This is a genomic window from Endozoicomonas sp. ALC013 (assembly GCF_049310205.1).
Classification (GTDB): Bacteria; Pseudomonadota; Gammaproteobacteria; order Pseudomonadales; family Endozoicomonadaceae; genus Endozoicomonas.
In genome coordinates this window covers 1-15,954 of record NZ_JBLYNS010000121.1, presented here as the reverse complement: position 1 = coordinate 15,954, position 15,954 = coordinate 1, and the positions used below count along the sequence as shown (strand labels likewise).

Below are 15,954 nucleotides of genomic sequence, written 5' to 3'. Positions count from 1 at the left end.
TAGTAGAGCCTTCAGCAAGAAAAGGGTCTTTAGCTAAAAAAATAGCCTTCAGCCGAAAGAGTGATGCTTCAGCGAAAGAGCACGGTGGTGATTGCGCAAAAGCGGTGGCGCATCATAACACTGAGGTCAGCAGGAAAGAAGAGCTGGCCAGTGGGGCTCACATTTCTGTTTGTGATTACTCACGGGTGTTACCCAGACAACACGGTAATGATTTCACCTTCTTCCCCGGCCACAGCAGGTGCTATGTCCAGATATCCCAAACCGGTTTCAGGTTGGCAGGGAGAGAGGGAGGCAGTCGACCAATATCAACCCACGGGTAGTCCGGGTTATGAAAATCGCTGCCCTGTGATGCCATCAGGTTAAACTCCCGGCAATAGCGTGCCATTTGCTCTACCTGACTGTGTGGGTGGTTAGAGCCTTGAACCTCCATGGCGTGCCCGCCTGCCAGGGTAAAGTCTTTGATCAGAGCCCGGAGTCTGGTGGCGGTCATCCGGTATTTTCCGGGGTGGGCAAGAACGGCCGTTCCTCCCAGTGCCCGGATCCAGGCAACGCCCTGACTCATCTTTGGCCAGAAGGCTTTAAGGTTGCCAATTTTGCTGTTATCGAGGTACTTGCGAAACGCAGCATCCATATCATGGCATCGTGCTTCACTGATCAGCCAGCGGGCAAAGTGTGGCCGCCCAATCTGCACGTCGTCCGGTTTCAGCATAAAGCCATGATGGCTGTTTTGCTGTTGTTCAACCGCAACCTCAAGGACTTTGCGGAAAATCTGATCGGCATTCCATTCTGGCAAACGGCGGGCCAGCCGTTCGGCAATATGATGTGAGCGTTTTCTGCGGGACTCGCCCTGGGCTTTTATGACCAGCTCCAGGTCCTGGTGATCAAGGGAGAAATTCAAACCGACAATATGAATTTCAGCACCCGACCAGGTAGTGGAGAGCTCAATGCCGGTGATTAATCGAATATCCCCCTCAGGCTGGTGGTCTCTGAGGAAGTAATGGGCAGCAACGGTGTCATGATCGGTAATGGCCAGGGTATGGACCTGTCGTTCCTGAGCCCGGAGGTAGAGTTCAACTGGGTCAAGAGTTCCATCAGAAGCGGTGGTGTGGCTGTGTAAATCAATGGAAATCAAAATTGCCTCTTACCCTGAAATTCAATTAGTTTATTATGTAGTTTGACTGTTATTGCCAGCAGGCTCAAACTCCCTGACCGTTATTTACTAACGGGGTGACTAGGAGGCTGTCCGAGAATAGACTGCCCTACTGTGGCGGCAGCAAATTGGTCTAAAAATCCGCTTTTGTTCGGCAAATAGCCCCGCTATTCACCTCACAAAACCGAATTTTTATCCTCAATTTTCTGCCGTCCTCGCTACGGGCGCTATTCTCGGACAGCCTCCTGATTGGTGCCTCCTATTCTACTCTGATTGGCCAAATATGAAGCAAATAATTGACTTTATTCCTCTGATTCTTTTCTTTGTCGTCTATAAAATGGACCCGAGAACGGTCAGTCTGGGGGCAAATGACTTTGAACTGGGTGGACCGTTCAGCGCAACTCTGGTGCTGATGGTTGCTTCCGTTCTGGTGTACGGCAGCCTGTATCTGAAAAACCGTGCGCTGGAAAAAAGCCATGTGGTTACGCTCGCGGCGGTTATGCTGTTTGGGGGCATGACACTGACGTTTCACGATGAAGCTTTTTTGAAGTGGAAAACCCCAATCGTCAACTGGATCTTTGCGGTTGCTTTTCTGGGCAGTCAGTTTATTGGTGAAAAGACCCTGCTGGAGCGGATGATGGGACACGCCCTGACACTGCCGGACAATATCTGGCTCAAGATGAACATCAGCTGGGTGGTATTTTTTATTCTTCTGGGGGCGGCCAACCTTTTTGTGGCGTTTACCTTCCACGATATCTGGGTGGACTTCAAAGTGTTTGGCAGCCTTATTTTGACATTCCTGTTTGTGATTGGTCAGTTTCTGGTGATTTCAAAACATATTCAGACTGAGGAGAAATAAATGCTCTACGCTATTTTCAGTGAAGATGTCGATAATAGCCTGCCCTTGCGAATGAAGGCGCGCCCCGCACACCTTGAGCGGCTTCAGCAATTAAAGGATAAAGGGCAGCTGGTGCTGGCCGGTCCCTGTCCTGCCATAGACAGCAATGATCCGGGAGAGGCTGGTTTTACCGGGAGTCTGGTGGTTGCCGAATTTGCCAGCTTAACCGAAGCCCAGGCCTGGGCAGATGCAGATCCCTATATTGAGGCTGGCGTTTATCGACAGGTTATCGTTAAGCCATTTAAAAAAGTTCTGCCGTGATTTGAGATGCTGATACCTGTGAAAATGCAAAAACATTGGCTGGCTGTTCTGTTCGGGTTGTTATGGATCGGGCAGGTCTGTGCAGAGACACGATATATCACTGATATTACCTATGTGCCCATGCGCAGCGGACCCGGTAATGAATACCGGATTCTGCACCGTGGACTGAAGACCGGCACTTCGCTGGTACTGCTGGAAGAAAATTCCGGCAAGGGCTTCAGTAAAGTGAAATACGGTGATCAGGAAGGTTATGTACCGACACAATACCTGATGACCAACCCACCGGCTTTTCGCCAGTTACCTGCGGCCCTGGATCGGGCCAGAAAAATGGCGGCGGACAATAAAGCGCTGGAAAAACGCCTGATTGAACGGGATGGTCAGCTGCAAGAGGTAACCTCCGAACTCAACAAGGCGGATAATAAACTGGATCGCCAGCAGGTGGAGCTGAAACGACTTCAGGATATTTCTGCTGAGCCCCTGGCGATAGATCGTCGTAACCAGCAGCTGGTTGAGGAAAACGAACGGCTGAAAAACCAGTTGCAGGTGCTGCAGGCGGAAAATCGTCAGCTGCTCAGAGACACCAGCCTGCGCTGGTATCTCTTTGGTGGTGGCACAATATTACTGGGTATTCTGCTTGGTTTGTTCCTGCCGATGTTGAAAATCCGCAAGAAAGAGAGCGCCTGGGTTTAGGGTTTATCTTAGAGTTTCCAGAGGTGAGGTTAGATGAATCTGACCTCCCTCAACGGTCGTTGTGGCCAAGATCTCTTTCAGGGGCAATCACGTCCCTGACTTTCTGTTTGATTTCCTTGGGTTGAGGAAAACCGCCATTCTTTTTCCGTTCCCAGATCTCTTCGCCATTGAGCCTGATGATGAAGATGCCCCCTGTTCCCGGCTTTAACCGAACTTCCCCTATATCAGTACTGAAGGTACTTAACAGCTCCTGTGCCAGCCAGGCAGAACGCAACAGCCATTGGCATTGACTGCAGTACTCTATCTCAATAACGGGCTTTTCTGTCATGGCTCCCTCGCTTAAAATTCGCCGCTGATTTCTTTAACGCTTTATAAATTGTGGCCTCATCTTCATGGAGAGTGCCCTTTTTATCAAGGTTCTTTTATTAAGAAAGGTACAGTGCATGGATTGGATGGTTGATCCAGCAATAGAAAACTATTGCCAGACGATGACGTCCGGTGAGTCTCCGCTTCTGGCCGAGCTGGCTCAGGCCACGGTGGACAGAACCCGTTACCCCGTTAACCTCTCCGGTCGGCTGGTAGGGCAGACCCTGAAAATGCTGGTTAAGATCAGCCGCAGTAAAACCGTGCTGGAAATTGGTATGTTTACCGGCTACGCAGCGCTATCCATGGCAGAAGGTTTGCCCGATGATGGCGTGGTGTATGCCTGTGAAACCAACCCACGGTCCATTGCCATTGGACAAGAGTTTTTTGACCGGTCTCCCCATGGTCATAAAGTCAAAGTGCTCTTTGGCAGGGCGCTGGATACTATCCCGGAATTAACAGCGGAAAAACTGGACCTGGTGTTTCTTGATGCAGACAAGAAGAAGTACCGCGATTATCTGGAGCTGGTACTGCCCATGCTGAACCCTCACGGGCTTGTGGTGATTGATGATGCCCTCTGGAAAGGGAAGGTGCTTGACCCTCAGGAGGAGCGTGATCAGGTGATTGCCGATCTGAATCGTTACATTTATCAGCACCCAAACCTTGAGAGTGTGCTGCTGCCCATCCGGCATGGTTTAAATATTGTGCGAAAAGTCTGACCTTCTGCCTTTCTGCCATTTATCCACTATTATCCATTACTCGCAAATGAGTATTTAAGAAGGGGGCGTTCATGATTATCTATGAAGTCAATTGTCTGGTGGATAATGAAATTGTGGATGAGTTCAGGGCCTGGCTAAAGCCACATGTTGATGCTGTGCTGAAGGCCGAAGGGTTTCACAGTGCGGAGATACTGAAGCTGACGGTAGATGATCAGCTGACAGCACGACCTTATTCAACCGGTTTTTCCATTCGCTATCGAGTGTCCGGGCAGGATGCGCTGGATCACTACCTGGCACACCTTGCTCCTGCATTTCGCCAGGAGGGCATTGACACGTTTGGTCATCAGTTCACAGCATATCGTCGTGTATTAAAGGAAGACGACTGATCGTCAAACCCGGGGCCGGGCAGAGAAAATCAGGTTAGTTATTTCTGGACCGTTTTTTGGATTAGTGGCTCATAGGCTGCTCAGAAATCAGAGCAGATGTCCCGGGGGTTGACCAGCTGGAATTCCAGGAGGATTGAGCCTGCAACTGTTCAGCCTCGAGAATATTCTCCATATAAAACTTTTGCCATGGACCATCAGGATAGCCGCAATCCTTAAAGTATTTCCGCGTCAGGCTATCATTGCTATCCAATTGCTTCTTATAGTCTGACAATGCCAGGAGCGAATCAATTTTTCGCCGCTTTGCGTAAACTGCCATCATGGAATTGTCAGCTTCATTCAAGGCAATTCTGCGCCTTTCAAGCAATAAATCCTTAATCAGGTCAACCGGAGTCTTCCCGCTCTCATCCGGCTGATGCAGTGTTGATCGTCCAGTACCCGCAAGCTGCTCTTTCAGCAGAAACTCAAAGACCTCCGGATCTGGCTGCTGTGCAGCGTGATGCAGCAGATTGCTTTGATTGTTTGTGCGGTGCATCAGAAAGCGTTGGGAGTAAAGTTGGCGAAATTCATGACAGAGATAATCACAAAGCTCGGATACTACATTAAGGTTGCTCCTGGCCGCAGCCAGGCTTAATGTACTAATGCCGGTGTTATTCACCGTATCGGCAATTTTTCCGGCGCTGAGAAGTGCGTTAATGAGTCTTATAGCCCCGGCATTCCAGCCATTAGACAGGGCAAAATGCAATGGAGGGTCACCGTTCATGACTGGCATTTTCTTATCACCCGCAGTAACGGCCAGTTCATTCACATCAATGACAGCGGTGCATTGATCAATCATGTTCCACCATTGAGGGGCTTCAAGCGCGGCTTCCAACAGCTCGTTATTCTTCGCCAGGCAGGCAATATGAAACGGGTTAAGCTGATGGGGCAGGTTCCAGCTATCCACCAGGGAACCATCGGGAGCAAGCAACTCGGCCGCAACGGACCTGGCGTTGCCAACGAACTCGTCTATCTCTGCCGAATTCAGAAACCTGCTCGCCGCCTCAGTGAATTCAGGTACCGCCGGGACCTTATCATGAGGTTCATGAACGGGATCCGGGTTGACAGTCTCACGGGGCAGATGAAAGACACCTCTAACACGATTCATATCAGGCTCCAGGGTTAAATTCTTCTGGTTTGGCTTCTTAACAGAGTTGTCACGTCAGACGCTGGTCGACCACTCAGCTCACAGCTGCCAATCACTGTCGAGGGCTATGGTATTTTCCCGAAGCAACAGTATCTCATCCATAACATTGGCTTCGGGGCCGGACTGTTCAAACCAGCAGCCTAAAGCATGGGACATTTTGCTACCTTTAGAAAAACTGTGCAGACACTCCAGAACCTGTTCCTCATGGATTACCTGTCCATCTACAGGTTGTTTCGTGATGCAGCAGTGTGCCATGAAGAAGAAATGCAGGCGTAAAGTCTGAACTGAACTTCTCAGGGTTTTGATGGATTGCAATACCTGCTCTGCTGACACTTTCTGGTGATTGATTGGCAGCCCATAATACATAGCCATGAATGTCAATACACATTCCAGTCGAAGTTCCTCTGCACCTTTGACCGATACGCTGTTCAAAATTTGCCAGGCCTCTTGCAGCAAACTCCGGGCTTCACCGGTTTCATGGTCCCGCTGAGATTGTTGCAGCCTTAGCATCAGATACCTGGTTTGCTTTGAACAATGATTACCGGGTACTTCATTAAACGCTGCCAATACTTCCTGGTCATACGGACAGGTAATGTCCAATTCCCTGGCATTCAATGCCAGCTGAGCATAAAAAATGGCTTTTTGAAGTAACCAACCGCCGCACTCACAAGCCTTAACCACCGAATCCGGTGTGACCGGCTGACCATTCAACAGCATGCCCTTCAGGCAACAATGCGCTTTGAAGCGCGCCAGCTCCAGCACAGCCCCGGTTGCCTCATAACCCTTAACTACTGCATCCGGTGAGACCTGCTGACCATTCAAGGTCAGGCCCCTCAGGCAACATTCTTCCTTAAAGCGCACTAATCTCAGTTTGCCCTCGGGGCTTTCCGGGAACCCCCTGACCACTTCGTCCGTTGTAATCAGCTTGCCATTTAATGTCAGGCCTCTCAGACAACATTCCTCTTTGAAGCGCGCCAGCTCCAGTACTGCTGAAGCTGCCTGATAAGCAGAGACCACCGCTTTCGTTGAGACCTGTTGGCCGCCCAATGGCAGGCCCCTCAGGCAACATTCCGCTTTAAAGCGCGCCAGCTCCAGTGTCGCTCTGGCTGCCTGAAACCCCTTAACCACCTCTTTCGGGGTAACCTGCTGGCCATTTAATAGCAGCCCCTTCAGGCAGCATTGTTCCTTAAAGCGTGCCAGGTCCAGTGTTGCCTTGACTGCCAGATAACCCCTGACCACCTCATTCGATGTAACCTGCTGACCATTCAATGCAATGCCCCTCAGGTAACAGTATTGCTTAAAACGCGCTATTCCCAGTTTGCCTTCCGGACTATCCGGGAAATCCCTGACCACCTCATCCGGGGTGACCGGCTGGCCATTTAACGCCAGGCCCTTCAGGCAACATTGTTGCTTAAAGCGCGCCAGCTCCAGTATTGCCCTGGCTGCCTGATAATTCTTAACCACGGCATCCGGTGCGACGGGCTGGCCATTCAACGTCAGGCCCCTCAGGCAACATTCCGCTGTAAAGCGTGCCAGCTCCAGTTTTGCCCTGGCTGCCTGATAATCCCTGACCACAGCATCCGGTGAGACCTGCTGGCCGTTCAACGTCAGGCCCTTCAGGCAACATTCCGCTTTGAAGCGTCCCTGCTCCAGTGTTGCATTGACTGCCTGAAAACCCCTTAACACTTCATCCGGGTTGACGAACTGGCCATTCAACACCAGGCGCTTCAGGCAACATTCTGCTTTAAAGCGTGCCTTGCCAAGTTGGCCTTCCCGACTGTCCGGGAAAGCCTTAACCACTGCATCCGGTATGACCTGCTGACCATTCAACGGCAGCCGCATCAGGCAACAGTGTTGCTTAAAGTGGGCGAGCTCCAATGTTGCGTTGGCTGCCTGATAATTCCTGGCCACCATATCTGTTGTGACTTCCCAACCATTCAGTGGCAGGTTCTGCAGGCAACACTCCGTTATGAAGCGCGCTATCCCCAGCCTGCCTTCCGGACTATCCGGGTAACTCTGAACGACCTCGTCCGGTGTGACCGGCTGTCCATTCAGCGCCAGGCCCTTCAGGCAACATTTTTGCTTGAAGCGTGCCAGGTCCAGTGTTGCGTTGGCGGTCTGATAATCCTTAACCACTGCATCCGGTGCGATTTGCTGGCCATTCAACAGCAGACCCCTGAGGCACCATTGTTCCTTAAAGTGCGCCAGCTCCAGTGTTGCCATGGCAGCCTGACAACCTCTAACCACTGCCTCCGGTGTGATCCGCCGACCATGCAACGACAACTCCCTCAGGCAACATTCCGATTTGAAGCGTGCCAGCTCCAGTGTTGCCCTGATGGCCTGATAATTCCTGAACACTGCTTCCGTCGTGACCTGCTGGCCATTTAACGGCAGGCCACTCAGGCAACATTCTTCTTTGAACCTTGCTAACCCCAGTTTGCCTTCCGGACCATCCGGGAAATACTTAACCACCATATCCGGCGTGACACTCTGGCCCTTCACCGGCATGCCCCTATGGAGACAGTGCTGCATAAAGCGTGCCAAGGCTAATTTGCACTTATTATTTCGATCCGGTTTACGGTTGAATTCTTGAATGACCTGATCCGGGGTAACTTTTCTATTGCCATGGAGAATGTTCTGCAAGCACAGTTTTTGCAGGAAGAAGCCAGGTCGAAGGGACGTTGTATCATTCCCATAGGCGTTAAGGACAACAGCCGAGGTGACTTTACGACCCTGAAATGGTTGTTTTTCCCAAAAGGCATCTTCAACGCATTTACTATCGACATGGAGCGGCGTCGTACTTCTCTGAGACTGATGGTTTGATACTTGTTTACCGTTAAATGCACTTCGGGAGCGGTGAGGAGTCCCGCTTGAACCAGCTCGTCGATCAATCGATCCCGAAGGGTAGAAAGGTGGTGCTGTTGCTCTCAGAATGAAACCTTTCAAGCATGGAATGGAAATTCCGGAATTTGACCTCAAAATAATTAATAGGTTCCATTGATGGTTTCCTTCTATCAATGACGTCCAGATTCCGCTCAGGGTGAACGGAGATTGTATTCATCAAACTCATTGGAATGTGATGTATCAGCCGAATGAGACAGCAGGAAGGCAGGAATGCGCCTTCCTTTGCTACCTGAAGTTTGTGCCCGGAAGCTCAATCACCGGGTGTCGCGCCTACAGGCTCAAAATAACGGTAAAATGTCAGTGATCTGCCATCGCGGATAAGGCTGCTCAGATAGCCCGATTTAAAGACGGGGTAGACTGCCGCCTTACCAGTAATATACCAGACGGGCATTGACGTTTTTGCCGCCAGATACAGCGGCAGCGTTTCACCGGTTGCCTGGAATTCCATAGAACCTGCCGGTTTATTGATCATAACATCCTCTATGGTTGTCAGTCCGACGGTGCTGAGTGCCAGTAGTGGGACACGGTCCTGATCTGTCATCCCTCCGGTAGTTACCGCATCCGCATAGGCCTGGTCACTGAGCTGTCCCAGCTGATACAGGGTAATACTGCCCAGACAGGCCATATTGCTGCCACGTCCCACGGAGACAAAATGACCCACCTGGCAATGATTCAGCATGGCCTGATAGTTTTCCTCCGGGGATGCATGTTGAGTGGTCATGATCAGACGGTTTTTGATGCCTTCTTCAACCTGATGAACGGAATATCTGGGAAGCCATTTGCCAAAAGGCTGAATGAGCTTCAGGACGAAAGTAGAAGCGTCCATCCCCCTTTCGCCGTCAGGGCCAATGGTGCCTTCGCCAAAGGCAAAGTAACGGTTCTCATTGTGTTCCGGCGCAACATAGTCTGACGGGTATTTTAACAGGGTATTACTCAGCTGGTTCAGATAGTTCTGGTAACTCAGGGGAAGTGGTACTTGTATCACCTGGTTATCCAGTTTCCCCGCAGGATCAACCGATAATTCCACCGGGGACAGTTGGGCAGAATAAAGCCGTAACTCTGATGATTCTATCTGCCGGGATGCCGGAGGTTGATGGTTTCGCGCAGCGAAAAAGTACCTGCCACTCAGGCTGTATACCGGGGTGCCTAAAGGCAACCGCTGGTTCAGGTCCTGACTTCTGACCCGGCTGGTGACGGTCAGTTTCAGTTGGTTGTCAGGATCCCGGGATGAAACGGGAAGTTCACCCGCCAGAGAGTCATCGACAAAAGCGATATGCCTTGCCTTGGTGAACTTGAGGCCAAACTCCGGACGCCACAGGGCTACCCAGCTATCTTCGGCAGACTCCAGACCTGCTGAGTCAATAGTCGTTAACTGACCAAGCACAAAGACCGGGGTATTTCTCAGAATAAGCGTACTGGATGATTTCTGGTTAGCGGCAACATTGGAAGCCTGAGCCAGATTATTGGTAAAAAATACATCACTGGGGAAAAACTGCGCATCAGCATCGGCGATGGTTATGGCCCGGGCTCTGGGGTGAAACCTCTGAAGATATTGAGTCTGCTGAACCCGCTCTAACAGCTGCTGGCGTTCAGCTTCGGTAATCAGATGGCCAGAGGCATCAAAATTATTGCTGATGGCACCAATGACCACTCTGGCAGCCGTCTGGGTGATAGAGCCGTACTGCTGTTGGTAAACGGCAAGGGCTTCGTCCACTTTCAGTTTGTTCCAGGGAGCGAGCAGCCACTCCTGCAGATTATTGTCGCCGATTTCCCATCGGACCGTTGTATCCCGGGGGTTGATTCCCTGCATTTCTGCGATGGTATGGACATCCTGCAGCCCTTTATAAACAGCGCCCTGTTGGTCAGCTTCAGGATAAGCGGCGGCGAGCGCGGTTATCCCGCAAAGGAGAGTGAAAATCAGCCATCTTGTTATTGCCATCGGTACTTCCTCAGTGAATCCAGCGTTTCATGAAGCCTCAGACAATATAGACAGATAAATGGGGAAAGGGTTGCAAATGGCGCGAAAAAAGCGGCTGCTCCCCGGAATATGGGGAGCAGGGGACCGGTTAAGGAGCTGTTCTGAAATAATGACCACACTTCTGGGTTTCAAAACTACGTTCGTCCTGAGGCTGTCGAAGGGCGTGAACTCCGGCCTCATGTATTGTGCCAATCACCCTTCGATACTTCGACAAGCTCAGCACTCAGGATGAACGGAGATCGAGTTCAAAATGTGGAAATTATTTCGTAACAATTCCTAAATCGACCTGCTCAGGTCAATATCCCTGGACTGGCCAGAGTAATAGAGCCTGGCTCGGTGCTGGCAATCAACTTACCTCGACGGATAGAGAGGATGACCGAAGCCTGGCGGCACACCTTATCAAAAGCGTATTCAGAGAGAAGGTGAGTAGAAAGGCCGGTTTTACAGCCCATCCAGGTGAGACCTGGCGTGTAGGCACCGAGCAGAAGGTTACCGATCTGTTGTTAATTACCCGAATTCCCTTTATGGTTGCACGCGCATTCCTGTTAAATGCACACAATAATAGAAAGAAAAAAGGAGTAATTACTGTGGAGCACCTGCTGGAAGACTATACCGTTATCACTGAGATACCCGTAGCCTGGGGGGATATGGATGCCCTTCAGCATGTCAATAATGTCGTGTATTTCCGTTATTTTGAATCAGCCCGGATCGATTATTTCGGCAAAATGCAGATGATGGAAAAAGCGAAAGGCAGTGGTATTGGCCCGGTGATCAGTCATACCCAATGCTTTTACAAGGTTCCGGTTACCTATCCAGACACCTTGCTGGTGGGCTCAAGAGTTCGTGATGTGCAGGAAGACCGTTTTACCATGGAGTATGCGATTTTCAGTAAAAGCCTGAACAAAGTGACCACAACCGGTACCGCAACGGGCGTTATGTTTAACTTTTTGACCAATCGCAAGACCAGTATTCCAGAGGAAGTGAAAGCCCATATTCAGACAATTGAAGCGGGCGGGATAGCAAGTAGCTAACTTCATCGAACTTTTTCAAAGTTCACAGGGCAAAATCTGGGATATTGGCAATGAACTAATGTTACTGTTCATTGTCCGAACTTTGGCGAAAAAATTTTTGGTATACAGGCTGGACTGTTGCCCGGTCTGGTCAGTGGACTGGAACAGACAAGTTCCCTGTTTAACCCGCATCGTTATTGTATTCGTTTTATCAGAAGACAGACTGATTGGGTGCAACGCTGGGAGCGACGGTTCAGTTTTCATCATGTGTGGCTTCATTCACATGACAGTTATTTCATACTTATTCACTTCAGGGATAGCACACACATAGATACTTAAGCAGACATATAGAAGATGGGGTCAAAATGGATGCGTCAACTGCACTATCAGCATCGAAGTCAGCAGCTCTTGCATGTGAGTTCTGTTCACAATCAAAGGCTAATGACTCCGGGTTCTTCTGCCATCGTATAATTAAACAATACCCTCAATGCCGGGCTGAGAATCTGGTTCCTTCGGGCCGCATGAACAAAGGGCCTTTTCTGAAATATGTTCTTGAACGAATGTCCCGTTTTGAAATCGTTACACCGATTATGCGGTTTATTTCCGGATTATCGAATTCAATGCCCGAAAGAGTGACGTTCAGTGATCAGAGGATAAACCAGGCGAGTTCGGATAGTGCTGTTACGTCTCGGGCCGCTGGTGATGAAGAGACAATAAACGACAATGAATATCTGCAATTGTTATCTGAAATCAAGCCTGACCGGGAGCCTGATAGCCATCTGGATAAGCCACTGTCTGACTGGTGTGGCGTTAATGCTGAGAATATGTCAGATGCTATTAAAAAAGCCTGCCAATCAGATCAACTATCAGAGTCAGAGAGAGGGTGTATCAGCGAACAGGGTATTTTTGAGCAGCCGTTGCAAGCCGCTGATTTCCAACATAATAAAATACCCGTTTCGGTCAAGGCTGAATTTCACTTAAAGGGGATGACAGCAACCCATGGAATGAAAGGGAATGGTGTTAAGCAAACGGTAACCACAAGGTTTCTCGATATGCTTGGTGCTTCTGATGAATTTTGCCTGCTGCAAACCAACACCCAGCATGCACTGGGTGCCGGTGCCAGTGGTATCAATCCCAAAGATGGTCCTTTGGCTAATACCTATCTGGGGAAAAATGGCCGACCTAAAATTCCCGGTGGTTCCACTTCTGGTGGTGCCGTTGCGGTCAGCAGTGGTCTGTTGCCCATTGCCATCGGCAGTGATGGTGGTGGTTCTGTCCGCATACCCGCGGCAGCAACGGGCATTGTCGGGGGGAAGTGTGGCAAGGAAGAAAGTCGTGCTGAATCGTTTCTTGATCAGACAGGGGGAGCCTATAAAGATAACCCGGAGTCAATGGTAGAGTCAGGAATTTTAGGACTTAAGGTGGGCGATATTGCAAAGGCGTTTCTGGCGTCCAGCAGTGTCAGACCAGATAAACGCTGTTTGGACTACCAGAAGCTGGGTGTGGCGATTGATCTGGATGCCATGGGCATTGCCAATCCGGCCGTTGCAGAAAAATGCCAGCAGGCCATTGGCTGCTGGCAGAGTAAATATGGCAAGGCCAGAAATGTGCAGGAAGTCCACCTTATGGATCTTGAGAACTCTCCCGGGAATGCCAGGGCACTGGCCCTGTCCCATGTGGTACTTTTTGGCTCTGAAGAACTGCAAGCCTTTAATTCAACCGCGTTATCGGATGATCAACGGAACCAGGCCGATCCGGAACTCAAGCTGAATATGAATTTGGCCAAATCGTTTACTGATCGGATGAAGCGCGTTGCCAGAGAAAACCGTGCGCAATTCAAACAGCACCTTAAATCACTCAAAGATCGAGGCGTTGACGTTATTCTGATGCCCACGATTCCCGAAGTGAGCAGAGATATTATCAGGGGCGAAAAACAATACGGTATGGCTGACTTACGGAGTTCATTGCAGTTGAGTCAGCTCACCAGTCTGGCCAACTTGCTTGATGTGCCTGCAATTACTCTGCCTGTTGGCCATGATAAAGTTCATGGTATGCCTGTCGGACTAACCCTGATGAGTACTTCGGAAGATGACTGCAACCTTTACCATTTTATGCCGTTGGCAAAAGAGTTTGAAAATGTAACCCGGGAACGTAATGAGCTGAGAATGAAAAAACCGGCCATCTATTTTGGTGACTATCTGCACCGGGAAAGTTAGCGGTTTATTTCCTCTTCAGCAGAACCAGAACAGAACCGGTGCCACCTTCGGAAGGCGGGGCAGAACAAAATGCCAGAACATCCGGTATCTGTTTTAACCAGTGATTGGTATGGCTCTTTAACGTCGATTGTCGTTCTTTGCTGCGGTGAGACTTACCATGAATGATGCGTACACAGGTCAGCCCACGGTAGCGGGAAACCTGAATGAACTCATGGATAAGATCTCTGGCTTCATCAATCTTATAGCCATGCAGATCCACTTGAAACTGAACCGGGATCGTCCCCTGACGCAGTTGCCTGAGCCTTGTGGTCTGGATTCCGGGCTGAGAGTATTCAATAAACTGTTCAGGATCGACAGGCTCAATCCAGGCGTCAGAGAGTGCAGCACCAGAGGATGGCTTGTCCAGCTCGGCAGCCTTGCGGCGAGCCCTTAGAGTGCTTTGTGGAATATCTGAATTCGTCTTGCGATGGATGCCAGAATGCGTCTTGTTGCCTTTTTTGCCAACCAATGGTTGTACATCCCTCATGGCTTCCTGAAAGCTTTGCTCGTCATCTCGCTCTGGCATAAAAATGGCTACTTATCGCTGAGTACGGTGGTTAACAGTTAACCGGAAAGGTATTGTACTAATTGTGCCAGTATCATCAAACCACTTGAGAGTAGTTTCTGGTTGAGATGTTTTGTTAAAGTGACTCATTGAATTATCGGACTATTGAAGTTAGCACAAATAACAATGAACCTTATCTTGACAGCCATTTGATTGGATGGCGTGCCTTGATTGCCCAAAATACGAAAACCGGCACGGCGGGATACCGTCGCACAGTTGAAATAAAAAGCAACGAGCGCAACAAGTCCTGCTAGTAAGAGATTTCTAAATGGACTTGAATTCAAGTTGAAACCAAATTTTATTTTTTTGCTTTATTTGATTCTATTATAAAGGTTGCAGCTTGCTTACCAGCGACTTTTGCTTGTTCTACATCACCGAAAATCTTGAAGGCCTTTTGGTAAGCCTTCTGGTAAGCCTTCTGGTAAGCCTTCCCTATTTCGGACTGTGCCCAGGCCCGTTTGGCAGCCTTCCCTTTCTCGGACTGTCCATAAGCCTTCCCTTTCTCTGACTGTGCCCAAGCTCGTTTGGCAGCCTTCCCTTTCTCGGACTGTTCGTAAGCTCGTCTGGCAGCTTTCCCTTTCTCGGACTGACTGTAAGTTCGTTTGGTAGCCTTCCCTTTCTCGGACAGTCTGTAAGCTTTTTGGGTAGCCTTATACTTCTCGGACTTACGGTAAGCTTTCTGATAAGCCTTCCGTTGCTCGGACTGTTCTGAAGCCTTCCCTTTCTTGGACTGATCGTGGGCTGCTGCGGGTGTGGGGTGTAGGGGTTCACCAGAACCGGACAATTCAGGTGCTTTAAACTCAATAATTTTCGTTATGGCTTTCTTTTGTGTGTCTTTATTCAACGGACCAGCAACAGCAATTGGACGTGATGATGGCTGAGAAAGATCAGCTAACAAACTTTCCCGGGGGAATTGCTGAGCTATTTGTTGAGAGTTTGTTGAGGTTAAATCTGTGGATGCAAAATCATTATCAACAGATTCACTGGCTGAGTCACAACCTGAAATTTCATCAAGGTTTTCTGGTGATAATTCAGGAGGCACTAATTCGCTTGCAGTGGGTGGTAAAAGAGAAATTGAAAAATCATTAATCGAACGTGGAGAAGATGGTGTGTTCTGACTTATTACTACCTCATTTAAATATCCGTGACGGTATGGACCCAGTATCTGCGTATAATAGCCGACCATCCTTGGCTGTAAACTGGTAACACAACAAGGTGGTATAAAAGGTGTCTCTGCAGAATCCTGTAGACAGGAATCAACAGAAACGAACGTTGACTCTAAGTTAAGTCTATTCATTGAACTATTGAACTATTGAATTACAGATTAAGACCACTCTTTTGTATTAAAGTTTCTCCGTTACACCAGCCAGCTTGCCACGACGTTTATATATTCACCGTCGTATTGATAGATTTCAACGTTAGAAATCTTATAAAAGTTCAACAGATTAGAACGCATAAAAATTTTTTTATTTCGGCAAATGTTGTACTTTCAAATGGATATTTCCTGACTTTATAGTCATCAAGTTCTGGCAGTCATGGCGTGTATTGTCATGACAGAATATCTCCAGGTTCCCCATATTAAGTACAGAAAC

Annotated in this window: 15 protein-coding genes; 8 read left to right on the top strand and 7 right to left on the bottom strand. The window is 49.3% G+C overall.

What is annotated here, in order from left to right; genetic code table 11:
• Positions 1–241 precede the first annotated feature (241 nt).
• Entirely contained in the window at positions 242–1,132 is an 891-nt protein-coding gene (locus tag ACO6V1_RS18245) for a PHP domain-containing protein (RefSeq protein WP_422448592.1), read from the bottom strand.
• Between the two features lie 301 nt (positions 1,133–1,433).
• On the opposite strand from ACO6V1_RS18245, the gene ACO6V1_RS18240 reads away from it, so the two are divergent.
• The 3 genes from ACO6V1_RS18240 to ACO6V1_RS18230 are packed head-to-tail and all read left to right on the top strand — an operon-like array spanning position 1,434 to position 2,999.
• Positions 1,434–2,009 carry a septation protein A gene (locus ACO6V1_RS18240; RefSeq protein ID WP_422448590.1) on the top strand — a complete coding sequence of 192 codons (576 nt, stop codon included), beginning with the start codon at positions 1,434–1,436 and terminating at the stop codon, positions 2,007–2,009.
• Entirely contained in the window at positions 2,010–2,309 is a 300-nt protein-coding gene (locus tag ACO6V1_RS18235) for a YciI family protein (protein WP_209203405.1), read from the top strand.
• A gap of 24 nt (positions 2,310–2,333) precedes the next feature.
• The gene (locus ACO6V1_RS18230; RefSeq protein ID WP_422467928.1) at positions 2,334–2,999 is read left to right on the top strand and encodes a TIGR04211 family SH3 domain-containing protein; all 666 of its coding nucleotides are present in this window, start codon (positions 2,334–2,336) and stop codon (positions 2,997–2,999) included.
• A 49-nt stretch (positions 3,000–3,048) separates the two neighbouring features.
• Here ACO6V1_RS18230 and ACO6V1_RS18225 read toward each other — a convergent pair whose 3' ends face one another.
• Entirely contained in the window at positions 3,049–3,327 is a 279-nt protein-coding gene (locus ACO6V1_RS18225; RefSeq protein WP_163373176.1) for a SelT/SelW/SelH family protein, read from the bottom strand.
• A 115-nt stretch (positions 3,328–3,442) separates the two neighbouring features.
• On the opposite strand from ACO6V1_RS18225, the gene ACO6V1_RS18220 reads away from it, so the two are divergent.
• A complete protein-coding gene (locus ACO6V1_RS18220; protein WP_209203402.1) occupies positions 3,443–4,081 on the top strand; it encodes an O-methyltransferase in 639 nt (212 codons plus the stop codon).
• 71 nt (positions 4,082–4,152) lie between these two features.
• Positions 4,153–4,467 (top strand): DUF4286 family protein, encoded by a 315-nt coding sequence (locus ACO6V1_RS18215; protein ID WP_422467926.1) that lies wholly within the window; start codon positions 4,153–4,155, stop codon positions 4,465–4,467.
• Between the two features lie 61 nt (positions 4,468–4,528).
• Here the strand turns inward: ACO6V1_RS18215 and ACO6V1_RS18210 are convergent, their stop codons facing one another.
• Entirely contained in the window at positions 4,529–5,611 is a 1,083-nt protein-coding gene (locus tag ACO6V1_RS18210) for an ankyrin repeat domain-containing protein (protein ID WP_422448583.1), read from the bottom strand.
• A 78-nt stretch (positions 5,612–5,689) separates the two neighbouring features.
• Positions 5,690–8,152 carry a hypothetical protein gene (locus tag ACO6V1_RS18205; RefSeq protein WP_422467924.1) on the bottom strand — a complete coding sequence of 821 codons (2,463 nt, stop codon included), beginning with the start codon at positions 8,150–8,152 and terminating at the stop codon, positions 5,690–5,692.
• An 87-nt stretch (positions 8,153–8,239) separates the two neighbouring features.
• Between ACO6V1_RS18205 and ACO6V1_RS18200 the strand changes: the two genes are divergently transcribed.
• A complete protein-coding gene (locus tag ACO6V1_RS18200) occupies positions 8,240–8,473 on the top strand; it encodes a hypothetical protein (protein WP_422448579.1) in 234 nt (77 codons plus the stop codon).
• Positions 8,474–8,804: 331 nt separating this feature from the next.
• Here the strand turns inward: ACO6V1_RS18200 and ACO6V1_RS18195 are convergent, their stop codons facing one another.
• The gene (locus ACO6V1_RS18195; RefSeq protein ID WP_422467922.1) at positions 8,805–10,493 is read right to left on the bottom strand and encodes a hypothetical protein; all 1,689 of its coding nucleotides are present in this window, start codon (positions 10,491–10,493) and stop codon (positions 8,805–8,807) included.
• Between the two features lie 461 nt (positions 10,494–10,954).
• Between ACO6V1_RS18195 and ACO6V1_RS18190 the strand changes: the two genes are divergently transcribed.
• Together ACO6V1_RS18190 and ACO6V1_RS18185 are read left to right on the top strand one after the other, a co-directional pair.
• Complete coding sequence (locus ACO6V1_RS18190) at positions 10,955–11,563, top strand: acyl-CoA thioesterase (RefSeq protein WP_422448575.1); 609 nt, start codon at positions 10,955–10,957, stop codon at positions 11,561–11,563.
• Between the two features lie 500 nt (positions 11,564–12,063).
• Positions 12,064–13,758: an amidase family protein gene (locus tag ACO6V1_RS18185; protein ID WP_422448573.1), complete on the top strand. Its 1,695-nt coding sequence runs from the start codon at positions 12,064–12,066 to the stop codon at positions 13,756–13,758.
• Positions 13,759–13,762: 4 nt separating this feature from the next.
• Here the strand turns inward: ACO6V1_RS18185 and ACO6V1_RS18180 are convergent, their stop codons facing one another.
• Positions 13,763–14,323 carry a Smr/MutS family protein gene (locus ACO6V1_RS18180; RefSeq protein WP_422448571.1) on the bottom strand — a complete coding sequence of 187 codons (561 nt, stop codon included), beginning with the start codon at positions 14,321–14,323 and terminating at the stop codon, positions 13,763–13,765.
• Positions 14,324–14,660: 337 nt separating this feature from the next.
• Positions 14,661–15,548, bottom strand: a complete 888-nt coding sequence (locus tag ACO6V1_RS18175) for a hypothetical protein (protein WP_422448569.1) — start codon at positions 15,546–15,548, stop codon at positions 14,661–14,663.
• Between the last annotated feature and the right edge of the window lie 406 nt (positions 15,549–15,954).